The organism is Amycolatopsis sp. EV170708-02-1, from assembly GCF_022479115.1.
Taxonomy (GTDB): domain Bacteria; phylum Actinomycetota; class Actinomycetes; order Mycobacteriales; family Pseudonocardiaceae; genus Amycolatopsis.
Map to the genome: position 1 here is coordinate 1,443,547 of NZ_CP092497.1, position 15,758 is coordinate 1,459,304.

Annotated in this window: 8 protein-coding genes and 1 pseudogene; all 9 read left to right on the plus strand. The window is 67.7% G+C overall.

Features of this window, described 5'->3' with window-relative positions:
- Positions 1–89 precede the first annotated feature (89 nt).
- Positions 90–1,761 (plus strand): annotated as a pseudogene (gene araB, locus MJQ72_RS06535) (ribulokinase).
- The gene (locus tag MJQ72_RS06540; RefSeq protein ID WP_125782774.1) at positions 1,758–2,444 is read left to right on the plus strand and encodes an L-ribulose-5-phosphate 4-epimerase; all 687 of its coding nucleotides are present in this window, start codon (positions 1,758–1,760) and stop codon (positions 2,442–2,444) included. Before araB ends, MJQ72_RS06540 begins: the two are co-directional and overlap by 4 nt.
- The gene (gene araA, locus MJQ72_RS06545; protein ID WP_240598224.1) at positions 2,441–3,946 is read left to right on the plus strand and encodes an L-arabinose isomerase; all 1,506 of its coding nucleotides are present in this window, start codon (positions 2,441–2,443) and stop codon (positions 3,944–3,946) included. The genes MJQ72_RS06540 and araA overlap by 4 nt, the downstream gene beginning before the upstream one ends.
- 26 nt (positions 3,947–3,972) lie before the next feature.
- Positions 3,973–5,100: a multiple monosaccharide ABC transporter substrate-binding protein gene (gene chvE, locus MJQ72_RS06550; RefSeq protein WP_240598225.1), complete on the plus strand. Its 1,128-nt coding sequence runs from the start codon at positions 3,973–3,975 to the stop codon at positions 5,098–5,100.
- Positions 5,101–5,104: 4 nt separating this feature from the next.
- Positions 5,105–6,628 carry a multiple monosaccharide ABC transporter ATP-binding protein gene (gene mmsA / locus MJQ72_RS06555; protein ID WP_240598226.1) on the plus strand — a complete coding sequence of 508 codons (1,524 nt, stop codon included), beginning with the start codon at positions 5,105–5,107 and terminating at the stop codon, positions 6,626–6,628.
- A gap of 3 nt (positions 6,629–6,631) precedes the next feature.
- Positions 6,632–7,879: a multiple monosaccharide ABC transporter permease gene (mmsB, locus tag MJQ72_RS06560; protein ID WP_240598227.1), complete on the plus strand. Its 1,248-nt coding sequence runs from the start codon at positions 6,632–6,634 to the stop codon at positions 7,877–7,879.
- A gap of 127 nt (positions 7,880–8,006) precedes the next feature.
- On the plus strand, positions 8,007–10,541 hold the full coding sequence (locus tag MJQ72_RS06565) for an alpha-L-arabinofuranosidase C-terminal domain-containing protein (protein ID WP_240598228.1): 2,535 nt from the start codon (positions 8,007–8,009) through the stop codon (positions 10,539–10,541).
- Between the two features lie 2 nt (positions 10,542–10,543).
- Positions 10,544–12,001, plus strand: a complete 1,458-nt coding sequence (locus tag MJQ72_RS06570; RefSeq protein ID WP_240598229.1) for a family 43 glycosylhydrolase — start codon at positions 10,544–10,546, stop codon at positions 11,999–12,001.
- Positions 12,002–12,023: 22 nt separating this feature from the next.
- Positions 12,024–15,758: a glycoside hydrolase family 2 TIM barrel-domain containing protein gene (locus MJQ72_RS06575; protein WP_240598230.1), complete on the plus strand. Its 3,735-nt coding sequence runs from the start codon at positions 12,024–12,026 to the stop codon at positions 15,756–15,758.

The window sequence follows — 15,758 nt, forward strand, 5'->3', positions numbered from 1 at the left end:
CCGGCTTCAAGCACGTGAGTTACGGCTCCAAGCACGCATGATCGTGGTTTTCGAGCAGAAATGTGAACGCTAACAGTTCGGGAGAAGAAGTGAGTACAAGGGAGCCGCTGGTCGTCGGCGTCGACTTCGGGACGCTGTCGGGCCGGGCCGTCGTGGTCCGCGTCCGCGACGGCGCGGAACTGGGCAGCGCGGTTTCGGAGTACCGGCACGGCGTGATCGACCGGATCCTGCCACAGACCGGCCACGGCCTGCCGCCGGACTGGGCGCTCCAGGTGCCGTCGGACTACGTCGACGTCCTCCGCACCGCCGTGCCGGAGGCCGTCCGTGCCGCCGGAGCGGACCCCGCCGACGTCGTCGGCATCGGCACCGACTTCACCGCGTGCACCATGGTGCCGACGACGGCCGACGGCACGCCGCTGTGCGAGCTGCCCGAGTTCGCGGGGGATCCGCACGCCTACGTGAAGCTGTGGCGGCACCATTCCGCCCAGCCGCAGGCGGACCGGATCAACGCGCTGGCGCGGAAGCGTGGCGAGTCGTGGCTCCCGCGTTACGGCGGGCTGATCTCGTCGGAGTGGGAGTTCGCCAAAGCGCTGGAGGTCTTCGAAGAGGCGCCCGAGGTCTACGACCGGATGCGGCACTGGGTCGAACTCGCCGACTGGATCGTCTGGCAGCTCACCGGGACCTACGTCCGCAACGCGTGCACCGCCGGGTACAAGGGCATTCTCCAGGACGGCCGCTACCCGAGCTCGGAGTTCCTGGAGGAGCTGGCGCCCGGCTTCGGGTCCTTTGTGGATGACAAGCTCGTGCACCCGCTGGGCGCCCTCGGCGCCAAGGCGGGGAGCCTGAGCGCTCAGGCCGCGGAATGGACCGGGCTGCCCGAGGGGATCGCGGTCGCCGTCGGCAACGTCGACGCGCATGTCACCGCGCCCGCGGTCCAGGCGGTGGAGCCGGGGCAGATGGTCGCGATCATGGGCACCTCCACCTGTCACGTGATGAACGGCGCCGAACTGCGTGAGGTGCCGGGGATGTGCGGCGTCGTCGACGGCGGGATCGTGTCCGGGAAGTGGGGTTACGAGGCCGGGCAGAGCGGCGTCGGCGACATCTTCGCGTGGTTCGTCGAACACGGCGTTCCCGCGTCCTATGTGGACGACGCCAGGGAGGCCGGGATCTCCGTCCACGAACTGCTCACGCGGCTCGCGTCGGTACAGGAGATCGGCGAGCACGGACTGGTCGCGCTCGACTGGCACAGCGGGAACCGGTCGGTGCTGGTCGACCACGAGCTGTCCGGCGTCGTCGTCGGGCAGACCCTCGCGACCCGCCGAGGACATCTATCGCGCGCTCCTGGAGGCGACCGCGTTCGGCACCCGCATGATCATCGAGACCTTCGACCGCGCCGGGGTGCCGGTCACCGAACTGATCGTCGCCGGTGGCCTGGTCAAGAACCCGCTCCTGATGCAGATCTACGCCGACGTCACGAACCTGCCGCTTTCCGTGGCGGGCTCGGCGCAGAGCCCTGCGCTGGGGTCGGCGATCCACGCCGCCGTCGCCGCCGGAGCGCACGCCGATGTCCCGTCCGCCGCGCTGGCGATGGGCTCGGTACGCCGGGCGGTCCACCAGCCGATCCCCGAGAACGTCAAGGCCTACAACGACCTTTACGCCGAATACGCCGCGCTGCACGACTACTTCGGCCGTGGGGCCAACGACGTCATGCACCGGCTCGCCGCCCGCCGCCGTTCCGTCCGGAAAGGACAGCACCGATGAGCCTCGCCGTGGAGATCACGGACACGTTCGAAGAACTGCGCGACACCGTCGCCCGGTTGCACAGTGAGCTGACCCGCTACGAACTGGTCATCTGGACCGCGGGCAACGTGTCGGCACGCGTCCCCGGGCACGACCTGATGGTGATCAAGCCGTCCGGGGTGTCCTACGGCGACCTGACCGCGGACACGATGGTCGTCACCGACTTGTACGGCGAGGTCGTCCACGGTGACCTGGCACCGTCTTCGGACACGGCCGCGCACGCCTACGTCTACCGGCACATGCCGGAGGTCGGCGGCGTCGTCCACACGCATTCGACCTACGCCACCGCGTGGGCGGCGCGCGGGGAACCGATCCCGTGCGTGCTCACCATGATCGCGGACGAGTTCGGCGGCGAGATCCCGGTCGGGCCGTTCGCGCTGATCGGTGACGACTCGATCGGCCGGGGCATCGTCGAGACGCTGCGGTCCAGCCGGTCGCCCGCGGTGCTGATGCGCAACCACGGGCCGTTCACCGTCGGCCGCACCGCACGGGACGCGGTCAAGGCCGCCGTGATGGTCGAGGACGTCGCCAAGACCGTCCACATCGCTTCCGCGCTGGGCACGCCGGAACCACTGTCCGAACAGGACGTGGACCGGCTCTACGCGCGCTACCAGAACGTCTACGGCCAGCAGGGAGAGAAGTGAGCACACAACGCAAGACCGAGGTCTGGTTCCTCACCGGGAGCCAGGCGCTGTACGGCGAGGAGACCCTCGAACAGGTCGCGGGCCAGTCGTTGCAGATCCAGCGGATGCTGGCCGACACCGGCCGGATCTCGGCGGAGATCGTCGCGAAGCCGGTGCTGACGGAGCCGTCGGCGATCCGGCGCGTGATGCTCGAAGCGAACGCGGACGACGCCTGTGTCGGGGTGATCGCGTGGATGCACACCTTCTCGCCGGCGAAAATGTGGATCACCGGCCTCGACGCGCTGCGGAAACCCCTGCTGCATCTGCACACCCAGCTCAACGAGGCGTTGCCGTGGCAGACCATCGACATGGACTTCATGAACCTGAACCAGGCCGCGCACGGCGACCGCGAGTTCGGCTACATCCAGACCCGGCTCGGGGTGCCGCGCAAGACCATCGCCGGGCACGCGGCGGATCCGTCGGTCGCCGACCGGATCGACGCTTGGGTCCGCGCGGCGGTCGGGCGTCAGACGATCGGCTCGCTCAAGCTCGCGCGGTTCGGTGACAACATGCGCGACGTCGCGGTCACCGACGGGGACAAGGTCGAGGCGGAGCTGAAGTTCGGCGTCTCGGTGAACACCTACGGCGTCAACGAACTCGTCGCCCTGGTCGACGCGGTGCCCGACGCCGAGGTCGACACGCTCGTCGAGGAGTACACCGAGACGTATGCGCTCGCGCCGGAGCTCGCCAAGGCGGGGGAGCGGCACGAATCGCTGCGCTACGCGGCCCGGATCGAGCAGGGCCTCCGCACGTTCCTGACGAGCGGCGGTTTCGGCGCGTTCACCACGAACTTCGAGGATCTCGGCGGCCTGCGACAGCTCCCGGGTCTCGCCGTGCAGCGCCTCATGGCCGACGGTTACGGCTTCGGCGGGGAGGGCGACTGGAAGACGTCCGCGCTGCTGACGGCGGTGAAGGCGATGGGCCGCGACTCCGAGCGCGGAACGTCCTTCATGGAGGACTACACCTATCACTTCGGCCCCGGCGAACCGAAGATCCTCGGCGCGCATATGCTCGAAGTCTGCCCGAGCATCGCCGCCGCCCGGCCGTCCTGCGAGATCCATCCGCTCGGTATCGGCGGCCGCGAGGATCCCGTCCGGCTGGTCTTCGACGCCGCCGCCGGTGACGCCGTGGTGATCGGCCTCGCCGACCTCGGCGACCGGTTCCGCCTGGTGGCCAACGAGGTCGAGGTCGTCGCGCCGGACGAGCCGCTGCCGAATCTGCCGGTGGCGCGCGCGGTGTGGAAGCCGGCGCCGTCGCTGGCGACCTCGGCCGAAGCGTGGATCACCGCGGGCGGCCCGCACCACACGGTGCTCACCCAGGCCGTCGGCGCCGAAACGATCCGGGATTTCGCCACCATGCTCGACGTCGAACTGCTGGTGATCGACCAGACCACGACCCCTGCCTCGATCGCCGACCGGATGCGCTGGAACCAGGCCTATTACCGGCTCGCACAAGGATTCTGATCGGTCCCCACCGGAGAGAAGGAACAATGAAGTTCACGAAACTGGCCACACTGGCCGTGGCGGTCGGCCTCGGTGCCGCGCTCACGGCCTGCGGTTCGAGTGAGAAGACCGTCGATCAGCAGGCGGCCGCGGGAGGCGCCGCGGGCGGCCTCGTCGGCGTCACCATGCCGACCAAGTCGTCGGAGCGCTGGATCCACGACGGCAACAACATCAAGGCGGCGCTGGAGAAGCTGGGCTACCAGGTCGACCTGCAGTACGCCGAGGACGACATCCCCACGCAGGTGAACCAGATCGAGAACCAGATCACCAAGGGCGCGAAGCTGCTCGTGATCGCCTCGATCGACGGCACCGCGATCACCACCCAGCTGCAGGAGGCCGCGGACAAGAAGATCCCGGTCATCGCCTACGACCGGCTGATCCGCAACACACCGAACGTCGACTACTACGCGACCTTCGACAACTTCAAGGTCGGTGTCCAGCAGGCGACGTCGCTGCTCACCGGGCTCAAGGTGCTCAAGGAGGACGGTTCTCCCGGCGAGGGCAAGGGACCGTTCAACGTCGAGCTCTTCGCGGGTTCGCCGGACGACAACAACGCGACGTTCTTCTTCAACGGCGCCATGTCGGTGCTGAAGCCGTACCTCGACAACGGGACGCTGGTCGTCAAGAGCGGCCAGACCGCGTTCAACGTCGCGGCGATCCTGCGCTGGCAGGCGGCGACCGCGCAGCGGCGGATGGAAGACCTGCTGACCAAGACCTACAGCTCCGGCGACAAGGTGCAGGGCGTGCTCTCGCCGTACGACGGGCTCTCCATCGGCATCCTGTCGGCGCTCAAGAGCAACGGCTACGGCACCCCGGGCCAGCCGTACCCCGTGGTCACCGGCCAGGACGCCGAGGTCGCGTCGGTGAAGTCGATCATCGCGAACGAGCAGTACTCGACGATCTTCAAGGACACCCGCAAACTCGCCGACACCACGGTCAAGATGGCCGACGCGGTGCTCAAGGGCGGGAAGGCCGAGACCAACAACACGACGGACTACAACAACGGCCAGAAGGTCGTCCCGGCGTTCCTGCTGGATTCGGTGATCCTCAACAAGGGGAACTACCAGAAGGAACTCATCGACTCGGGCTACTACAAAGCGGAACAGCTGAGGTAGCGACGTGACCGACGAAATCCTTCGGATGCGGGGGATCACCAAGACCTTCCCCGGCGTCAAGGCGCTGCAGGACGTCAACCTGTCGGTGCGCCGGGGAGAGATCCACGCGATCTGCGGCGAGAACGGCGCGGGCAAGTCCACGCTGATGAAGGTGCTCTCGGGCGTCTACGCGCACGGCTCGTACGACGGCGAGATCGTCTTCGACGGCGAGCCGTGCGCGTTCTCCGCGATCCGCGACAGTGAACGCCGCGGGATCGTGATCATCCACCAGGAACTCGCGCTGTGCCAGCAGCTGTCCATCGCGGAGAACATCTTCCTCGGCAACGAGAAGGCACGCGGCGGGCTGATCGACTGGAACCGGACCAACTCCGAGGCCGGCGAGCTGCTGCGGCGCGTCGGCCTGCGGGAGAACCCGGTGACGCCGGTGCTCGACATCGGTGTCGGCAAGCAACAGCTGGTGGAGATCGCCAAGGCACTGTCCAAAGAGGTCAAACTGCTGATCCTGGACGAGCCGACGGCGGCGTTGAACGACGACGATTCGGCGCATCTGCTCGACCTGCTGCGCGGCCTGCGCGACGACGGCGTCACCTGCGTCCTGATCTCGCACAAGCTCAACGAGATCGCCGCGATCGCCGACTCGATCACCATCCTGCGCGACGGCAGGACGATCGAGACGCTGGACGCGAGCACGGTGACCGAAGACCGGATCATCGCCGGGATGGTCGGCCGGAAACTGGAGAACCGGTTCCCGCCGAGGGAACCGCGGATCGGCGACGAGGTCCTCCGCATCGAGGACTGGACCGTGCACAGCCCCACGCAACACGGCCGGGTCGTCGTCGACGGCGCGAGCCTGACGTTGCGGCGTGGCGAGATCGTCGGGCTGGCGGGCCTGATGGGCGCCGGGCGGACCGAACTCGCGATGAGCGTGTTCGGCCGCTCGTACGGCAAGGACATCTCCGGCCGCCTGATCAAGGACGGCAAGGAGATCGAAGTGCGCACGGTCGGCGACGCCGTCGCGAACGGGATCGCCTACGCCACCGAAGACCGCAAACGCTACGGGCTGAACCTCATCGAGGACATCCAGCGCAACGTCTCCGGTGCCGCGCTGCGCAAACTCGCGCGCCGCGGCTGGGTTGACGAGAACGAAGAACACCGTGTCGCCGAAGAATTCCGCAAGAGCATGAACATCAAGGCACCGGACGTGCGCAGCGTGACCGGCACGCTTTCCGGCGGCAACCAGCAGAAGGTCGTGCTGTCCAAATGGATCCTCACCGATCCGGACGTGCTGATCCTCGACGAGCCGACGCGCGGTATCGACGTCGGCGCGAAGTACGAGATCTACACGATCGTCAACCGGCTCGCCGACGAGGGGAAGGCCGTGCTGGTCATCTCGTCCGAGCTGCCGGAACTGCTCGGTCTGTGCGATCGGATCTACACGTTGTCGGCGGGCCGGATCACCGGTGAGGTCGGCCGGGCCGAGGCCACCCAAGAGGTCCTCATGCGGGCGATGACCAGGGAACAGGAGTAAGACATGAGCACCGCCTCCGCCGACACCGTCACCGGTGTCGGTGACCAGCAGGGAGCCGCGCCGGCCAGGGCGCCGCGCCGGATCTCGTTCAACCCGCGCGAGAGCGGCATCTACGTCGCGTTCGCGCTGATCGTCGTGTTGTTCTCGATCCTCACCGGCGGCGCGCTGCTGGAACCGCAGAACATCTCGAACCTGATCGTGCAGAACTCGTATGTGCTGATCCTCGCGATCGGCATGATCCTGATCATCATCGCCGGGCACATCGACCTGTCGGTCGGCTCCGTGGTGGCCCTGACCGGCGCGATCTCGGCCGTGCTGATGGTGAACATGGGCATGGCGTGGCCGCTCGCGCTGCTGATCACGCTGGCCGTCGGCGCGGTGATCGGGGCGTGGCAAGGGTATTGGGTCGCCTACTTCGGGATCCCCGCGTTCATCGTGACGCTGGCCGGGATGCTGATCTTCCGCGCGCTGACGCTCACCGTGCTGGGGAACCAGGGGATCGGCCCGTTCCCGGACGAGGTGCGCACGCTGGCGAACGGGTTCACCGGCGGCTACCTCGGCAACATCGGGCTCGGCCCGCTCGGCGGCGCCGACGTGGTCAGCCTGCTCGTGGGCGCCCTGGCTATCGCGGGCGCGATCGTTTCGCGGTGGCGCAAGCGGACGGCCCGGCTGAACTACCTGCAGGAGGTGGACCCGCTGCCGATGTTCCTGCTGAAGATCGCCGCGGCGGCCGCCGTCGTGCTGTTCGTGGTGGTCCAGCTGGCGCGGTACAAGAACCTGCCGTGGGTGCTGATCCTGCTTTCGGTGCTGGTGATCGGCTACTCGGTGGTGACGACGCGCGCGGTCTTCGGCCGCCACATCTACGCCATCGGCGGGAACCTCCAGGCCGCGACGCTGTCCGGCGTGAAGGTCAAGTCCGTGACGTTCTGGATCTTCGTCAACATGGGCGTGCTTTCCGCGCTCGCGGGGATCATCGTGGCCGGACGGCTCAACCAGGCCGGGCCGACCGCGGGCAACATGTTCGAACTCGACGCGATCGCCGCGGCGTTCATCGGCGGCGCCGCGGTGCAGGGCGGCGTCGGCAAGGTGGTCGGCGCGATCACCGGCGGTCTCATCATGGGCGTGATCAACAACGGCATGTCCCTGATCGGCGCGCCGACGGAGAGCGTGAACCTGGTCAAGGGATTCGTGCTGCTCGCCGCGGTCGCCTACGACATCTGGACCAAGCGGCGGGCCCGGACCGCCGCCTGACGGCCGCGGTGGGCTGAAGGGGCCTTTCCCCTCATCTCACGCGGTGAAGGGCGCTTTCCCCGCGTCGCATGCGGGGAAAGCGTCCTTCAGCCCCCGCTTTCCTCGCAAAGAAGCGAAAGGAAGTGCTGTGCGCAGCAGGTCAACCCGGATCAGTGTGCTGTCCCTGACCATCGCCGCCGGTGTCCTCGTGCCCGTTCAGACCGCTTCGGGCCAGACACCGACGACCGACTACAGCCTCGCCGTGGACGCGGCGGGACGCGGTGCCACGATCGACCGTTCGATGTACGGCGTCTTCTTCGAGGACATCAACCGCGCCGCGGACGGCGGCCTGTACGCCGAACTCGTGCAGAACCGGTCGTTCGAGTACGACAAGGCCGACAATGCCTCGTACACCCCGCTGACGTCGTGGGCACCCACTTCGCTCAACGGGGGAACCGGCACGGCGACGGTGGCCGACGACGACCGGCGGCTCAACGAACGGAACCGGCGCTATCTCAAGCTCGACCTCACCCGTGGCGAATACGGCGTCGCGAACTCCGGCTACAACTCGGGGATCCGGGTCGAGAAGGGCAAGCAGTACGACTTCTCGGTGTTCGCGCGGACGGATCGCGCGGCGGGCACCCCGCTCACCGCCGCCGTCACCGATCCGGCGGGCAAGGCGCTCGCCGATCCGGTGCGGGTCCAGGTCCGCGGCGACGGCTGGGTGCGCTACACCGGCACCGTCCGGGCGCGGGAGTCGAGCGCGCTGGGCAGGCTCGCGCTGACCGCGTCCGGCGGTGGCACGCTGCGGCTGGACATGGTGTCGCTGTTCCCGCGCGACACCTACAAGAACCGGCCGAACGGCATGCGGGCCGATCTCGCCGAGAAGATCGCCGCGCTCAAGCCCGGCTTCGTGCGCTTCCCCGGCGGCTGCCTGGTCAACACCGGCAGCCACCAGGGCTACGAGGCGCCGAACTGGGAGCGGAAACGCTCGTACCAGTGGAAGGACACGATCGGGCCGGTCGAGCAGCGGGCCACGAACGCGAACTTCTGGGGTTACAACCAGTCCTACGGCATCGGCTACTACGAGTATTTCCAGTTCTCCGAGGACATCGGCGCGATGCCGCTGCCGGTGGTGCCGGCGCTGGTCACCGGCTGCGGGCAGAACAAGGCGACCGACGATCCGGCGCTGCTGCGGCGGCACATCCAGGACACGCTCGACCTGATCGAGTTCGCCAACGGCCCGGTCACCTCGACCTGGGGCAGGAAGCGGGCCGAGATGGGGCATCCGGCGCCGTTCAACCTGACGCACGTCGGCGTCGGCAACGAGGAGAACCTGCCCGACGAGTTCTTCGCCCGCTTCACCGAGTTCCGCAAGGCGATCGCGGCGAAGTACCCGGGCATCACGGTGATCAGCAACTCGGGACCGGACGACACCGGCGGGACGTTCGACCGGCTGTGGGAGCTGAACCGGAACGCGAAGGTCTCGATGGTCGACGAGCATTACTACAACAGTCCGCAGTGGTTCCTCCAGAACAACCAGCGGTACGACTCCTACGACCGCAACGGGCCGAAGGTGTTCCTCGGCGAGTACGCGTCGCTCGACAACAAGTTCGGCAACGCGCTGGCCGAAGCCGCGTACATGACCGGGCTGGAGCGGAACGCCGACGTCGTCAAGCTCGCGTCGTACGCGCCCCTGCTGGCGAACACCGACTACGTGCAGTGGAAGCCGGACATGATCTGGTTCGACAACCAGCGGTCCTGGGCTTCGGCCAGCTACGAGACACAGAAGCTGTTCATGACCAACGTCGGTGATCACGTCGTCCCGAGCAAGGCCTCCGGTACACCGTCCACGGTCGCGCCCATCTCGGGTGCGGTGGGACTGTCCACTTGGGCGACGAGCGCGGCGTACGACGACGTCAAGGTCACCTCGGCCGACGGCGCCCAACTGTTCTCGGACGACTTCTCCGGCGACGATTCGCGCTGGACGAAGGTCGCCGGGCGGGGGTCGTGGGCGGTGTCGAACGGGGCGTACGTCCAGTCCGACCAGGCCGCCGAGAACACCCTGGTGACCGCTGGTGATCCGTCGTGGAGCAACTACGACTTCTCGGTGAAGGCGACCAAGACCGGCGGCAAGGAAGGCTTCCTGGTCGCGTTCGGCGTCAAGGACACCGGCAACAACTACTGGTGGAACCTCGGTGGCTGGAACAACACCGTCTCGGCCGTCGAGAAGACCGAAGGCGGGGGCAAATCGACCCTGCTCCAGAACGACACCAAGATCGAGACCGGCAGGCAGTACGACCTGCGCGTCGAGGTCCGTGGCCGCCAGGTGACGCTGTTCCTCGACGGACAGAAATGGGGTTCGTTCACCGACGACAAGATCGCCGAACCGTTCCGCCAGGTCGTCACGCGCGACGTCAAGACCGGTGAACTGCTGGTCAAGGTGGTCAACGCGCAGGCCGCCGCGGCCCGGACCCGGGTCGACCTCGGCACCCGCGTCCAGCCTGGCGCGACCGCCCGCGTGACGACGTTGCAGGGCTCGCCGGACGACGTCAACACCGCCTTCACCACGCCGATCGCACCTCGCGAATCGCGGTTCTCCGGCGTGTCGAACACCTTCACCTACACCTTCCCACCGAACTCCGTGACCTTCCTGCGGTTCCCGGCCCGAGTGAGGGGATGACCATGACCATCGACCGACGTGACCTGTTCAGAGCGGGAGGCGGACTGCTTGCCGCCACCGCAGTCGGAAGCTTGACGCCGGGCACGGCGCAGGCCGCCGAAACCGCCCCCGTGCCGCTGACCACGCGGAACCCGCTGGTCGAGCAGCGGGCCGATCCGTTCATCACCCGGCTGGTGAACGGGATGTACTACCTGACCGGTTCGGTGCCCGAATACGACCGCATCGTCGTCCGCGGCGCCGCCACACTCGACGGCCTGGCCACCGCCAGGGAGACGACGATCTGGCGTCGTCCGCCGTCCGGGAAGATGGGCGGCCACATCTGGGCGCCGGAACTGCACCGGATCGACGGGCGCTGGTACGTCTACTTCGCCGCGGGCGACTCGGACGACGTGTTCCGCATCCGGACCTACGTGCTGGAGTCCACTTCGGACGATCCACGCGCGGGAACGTGGGTGCTGCGCGGGCAGATGGTGACGAAGTGGGACACCTTCACGCTGGACTCGACGACGTTCGAGCATCGAGGCAAGCGGTACTTCGCCTGGGCGCAGAGCGAACCCGGGATCGCGACCAACAGCAATCTGTACCTCGCCGAGATGGCCTCGCCGCTGGCGCTCAAGGGTGATCCCGTCCGGCTCGCGGTGCCGACGCTGCCTTGGGAGATCCAGGGGTTCAAGGTCAACGAAGGGCCGGCGGTGCTCGTCCGCAACGGCCGGGTGTTCATGACCTACTCGGCCAGTGCCACCGACGCCCGGTACTGCATGGGCTTGCTGACCGCGGACGAACGGTCGGATCTGCTCGACCCGCGTTCGTGGACGAAGTCGCCGCAGCCGGTGTTCACCACGAACGAGGCGACCCGGCAGTACGGTCCTGGGCACAACTCGTTCACCGTCGCCGAGGACGGCTCCGACGTCCTCGTGTACCACGCCCGCGACTACCGCGACATCACCGGAGACCCGCTGTACGACCCGAATCGGCACACCCGGGTGCAGCGGCTGTACTGGAACGCCGACGGGACGCCGAGTTTCGGTGTCCCGGTCGGCAAAGGCGGCCCTTGCGTGCGGCTGTCCCCGTTGGACGATCCCGCCTTGTACGTGCGGCATTACGAGTACCGGCTGACCGCGGACGGCAATGTCCGCGAACTGGCCGATTCCCAGTTCCGCGTCGTCGCCGGTTTCCGCGGCGCGGGCACTGTCGCACTGCAGTCGGTGAACTTCCCGGACCGGTACGTCCGGGTGGTGGACGCGACGACCGTGCGGATCGATCCGTACGACGAAAGCGACGCCTACGGCCGGGCGGCGAGTTTCACCCAGGTGCCGGGCCTTTCCGACCGGCTGGCGGTGTCGTTCCGCCTCCTGGGTGAACCTGCCACCTATTTGGCCCACGACAAGGGAAGGATCTTGGTCTTCCGTCCCGGTACCGCCGTGCGGGATCGTCAACGGGTCAGCTTCCGGCTCAGCTGAACTCTCTGGGAGGTTGAACGCAGTGCTGCGAACACGCCCCATGGTCCTGGTCCTGGCGATGCTCGCCGGGACCCTCGTCGCGGCCGCCACTCCGGCAGCCGCCGACGTCCAGTCCTATCTCGACGATCCACGAAAAGTCTCCGAAGGACAGGAACCACCGCACGCTTTCCTTAAGCCGTATGCGGACGTTTCCGCGGCGGCCCGTCGCGACGAACGGAGCCCGTACACGGTTTCGCTCGATGGCAAATGGCGGATCGCCATGGCGGACAACCCGTCCCAGGTCCCGGCGGGATTCCACGACGACGGTTACGACGCGTCCCGCTGGCGCGAGGTGTCCGTGCCGCACACGTGGCAGACGGACGGTCTGGACCACCCGATCTTCCGCAACATCGCCACCGAGATCCAGCCCGACGACCCGCCGCGCGTCCCCCGTGACGTCAATCCGACCGGCGCCTACGTCCGCGACTTCACCCTGCCCGCGAACTGGACGGAACGCGAGACCTTCCTGCGGTTCGAGGGCGTCACGTCGGCATACTTCGTCTGGGTGAACGGGAAGTACATCGGCTACGACCAGGGCGGCTACACGCCGGCGGAGTTCGCCATCTCGTCCGCGCTGCGGCCGGGACCGAACCGGATCGCCGTGCAGGTGCACCGCTGGAGCGCCGGCGCCTACCTGGAAGACGTCGACCAGTGGCGGTACTCGGGCATCTTCCGCTCGGTGACGCTGCATTCGACGCCGGGGACGTTCATCCAGGACGTCGGGCTGACGACCGACCTCGACGCGACCTACACCGACGCCACCCTCAAGGCCGCGGTCGAGGTCGCCGCCAAACCGGGCGGAACCACGGGCAGGCACCGCGTCGGGCTGAGCCTGCGCGACGCGGCGGGCAGGGAGGCCGGGACCACGAGCGGGGAGGTCGACGCGGGCGGCAAGACCACGCTGAGCCTGCCCGTCCGGAATCCGGCGAAGTGGACCGACGAGACACCGAACCTGTACACGGCCGTCCTCACGCTGACCGCGCCCGACGGCCGCGTCACGCACATCACCAGTGAGACGGTCGGGTTCCGCGAGATCGAGATCCGCGACAAGCAGCTGCTGGTCAACGGGAAACGGGTGCTGTTCAAGGGCGTCAACCGCGCCGAGACCGACCCCGACCACGGCAGGCACGTGCCCCGGCGCGCGCAGGAACGCGACGTCGCGCTGATGAAACAGCTCAACGTCAACGCGGTCCGCACCTCGCACTACCCGTCGGATCCCTATTTCTACGAGCTGGCCGACCGGCACGGGCTCTGGATCGACGACGAGATCGACATCGAGACCCACAACCACGAGAACTGCGCTCAGTACTGCCAGGCGAACGACCCGGCCTGGCGGGACGCGTTCTTCGACCGCATGATCGGCATGGTCGAACGGGACAAGAACCATCCGAGTGTCTTCCTGTGGGACACCGGTAACGAGGCCGGTCTCGGCGCGCATCACTTCGCGCTGGCGGAGTGGCTGGACGCGAACGAGCCGACCCGGCCGATCTACCACCAGTCGAACAGTCCGGACGGTGACGCGCCGTTCGCCGACGTGTGGGGACCGCGGTATCCGTCGCCGGAGAAGTTCGCCGAACAGGCGAAGAACACCACGAAACCGCTGATCTTCGGCGAGTACGCCCACGCGATGGGCAACAGTCTTGGCAACTTCCGGGAGTTCTGGGACACGATCCGGGCGAATCCGCAGACCCAGGGCGGGTTCATCTGGGACTGGGCGGAACAGAACATCCGGCAGCCGATCCGGATCACGCTCGATTCGTCGGGCAACGACATCTCGGCGCATGTCACCGGAAAGCCGGATCTGGTGGAAGGGCATCGAGGAAAGGCTCTGGGACTGTCCGGCCTCGACGATTTCGTCGAGGTCTACCGCGACCGGAAACTCGACATCACCGGGAAGGCGCTCACCTTGGACGCCTGGGTGAAACCGGGGAAGTGGACCGGCGACTTCCGCATCCTCGGCAAGGGCGACCATCAGTACGCGCTGAAGATGAAGACGCAGGACACACTGGAGTTCTTCATCCACAGTGGAACGTGGCAGGCGGTCCAGGCGAAGGTGCCCGCCGACTTCTACGGGAACTGGCACCGGGTGAGCGGAACCTACGACGGCACGGCCCTGCGGCTCTACCTCGACGGCAAGGAGATCGGGAGCAAACCGTTCACCGGCACGATCGACTCGTCTTCGGCGGAGGTGAACATCGGCCGGGACTTCGAGACGTCGTGGAACGACCCGTCGAGCATCGGCTGGATGGGCCGCGGTGCCGTCGACGACGTCCGTATCTACGACAAGCCGTTGTCCGCCACGGAGTTGTCCGGCACCACTCCGGTGGGCGGGGCCGTTCTGGCGCTGGACTTCGACAGTGTCACGGAGCTGGGGAGCCACCTGTCGTACGGGTCTAGTCTGTCCGGTGTGGACGGTCTGATCGGTTCGGACCGTTCGGTGCAGCCGGAAACCGCGCAGATGGCCTGGGCGCATCAGCCGCTCCGATTCGCCTACTCGGGCGGCACGGTTTCGGTGACCAACGAGCGGCAGTTCAAGGGCACCGACGAGCTGAACCTGCGGTGGCGGATCCAGGAAGGCTCCCGGGTGGTCGCCCGGGGCGAGCAGCCGTTGCGGGTCGGGGCCGGGTCGATCGGAAAGGTCACCGTCCCGGTGCCGCCGAATCCCGCGGACCGCGAGCGGTTCCTCACCGTCGAAGCGGTGACGACCCAGGGCGAGCCGATGCTGGCGCGAGGACATGTCCTGGCGCACGATCAGTTCTCTCTGGGCGGGAAGCGGGTTCCAGGCTTGGACAGGACTCCGCTCGACGGGAAGTCCGTCGGAGTCGTCGAGGACGCTGCTTCGGTGACGGCGTCGGCGGCAGGCGTCACGTACCGGGTGGACAAGGCCACCGGCACGCTGACGTCCATCCGGCACCAGGGCAAGGAACTGTTGAGCGGTGGGCCGAAGCTCGACGCGTGGCGGGCACCGATCAGCAACGAGACGTTCGCCTGGGGCAGGGCCGAGGGCGAGGACTGGCGGAAGGCCGGGCTCGACCGGTTGAAGACCACGGTCACCGGGGTGCGGGTCGAGAAGGACGGTTCGCGTGGCGTTCGGGTGATCGTCGACAGCCGGGTCGCGGCGCCGGACGTCGCCGGGGCTTGGTTCGACCAGACGATGACCTACGCCGTGGACCGGAGCGGGACTTTGAGTCTCGGCAACCGGGTGATTCCGCAGGGGAGTGTGCGCACCCTCCCGTATCTGCCGCGGATCGGTGTCTCACTGGCGGTGCCGGACCGATATGACCGGTTCGCCTGGTATGGACGGAAAGCCGAGAGCTACGTCGACCGCAAGGACGGGACGCCGATCGGTGTGCAGTCGAGCACGGTGGACGAACAGTACGTCGAGTACCACCGGCCGCAGGACCACGGCAACCACACCGACAGCCGGTGGGCGCTGCTCACCGACGGCCGGACCGGTGGCCTGCTGGTCTCGGGCGCGAACGACGTCAGCGTGACACCGTTCGACGATCTCGACCGGGCGGCGTACCCGTTCCAGCTGCAGCGCAACAAGGGCTGGTTCACGCTGCACGCGAGCCACGCGGTGACCGGGGTCGGGGACACGCCGAACCCGGTGCGGGAGCGCAGCCAGGTCCAGCCGGACAGCACGTACGAGTACACGCTGTCGGTGCGTCCGTTGACCGCGCAGGAAGCACGGGCAGGGTTGCCGGCCGGCGGCTGA

Coding starts and splice junctions, on each gene's coding strand:
- MJQ72_RS06540 (WP_125782774.1), top strand. CDS start 1,758: ATGAGCCTCGCCGTGGAGATCACGGACACGTTCGAAGAACTGCGCGAC.
- chvE (WP_240598225.1), top strand. CDS start 3,973: ATGAAGTTCACGAAACTGGCCACACTGGCCGTGGCGGTCGGCCTCGGT.
- mmsB (WP_240598227.1), top strand. CDS start 6,632: ATGAGCACCGCCTCCGCCGACACCGTCACCGGTGTCGGTGACCAGCAG.
- MJQ72_RS06570 (WP_240598229.1), top strand. CDS start 10,544: ATGACCATCGACCGACGTGACCTGTTCAGAGCGGGAGGCGGACTGCTT.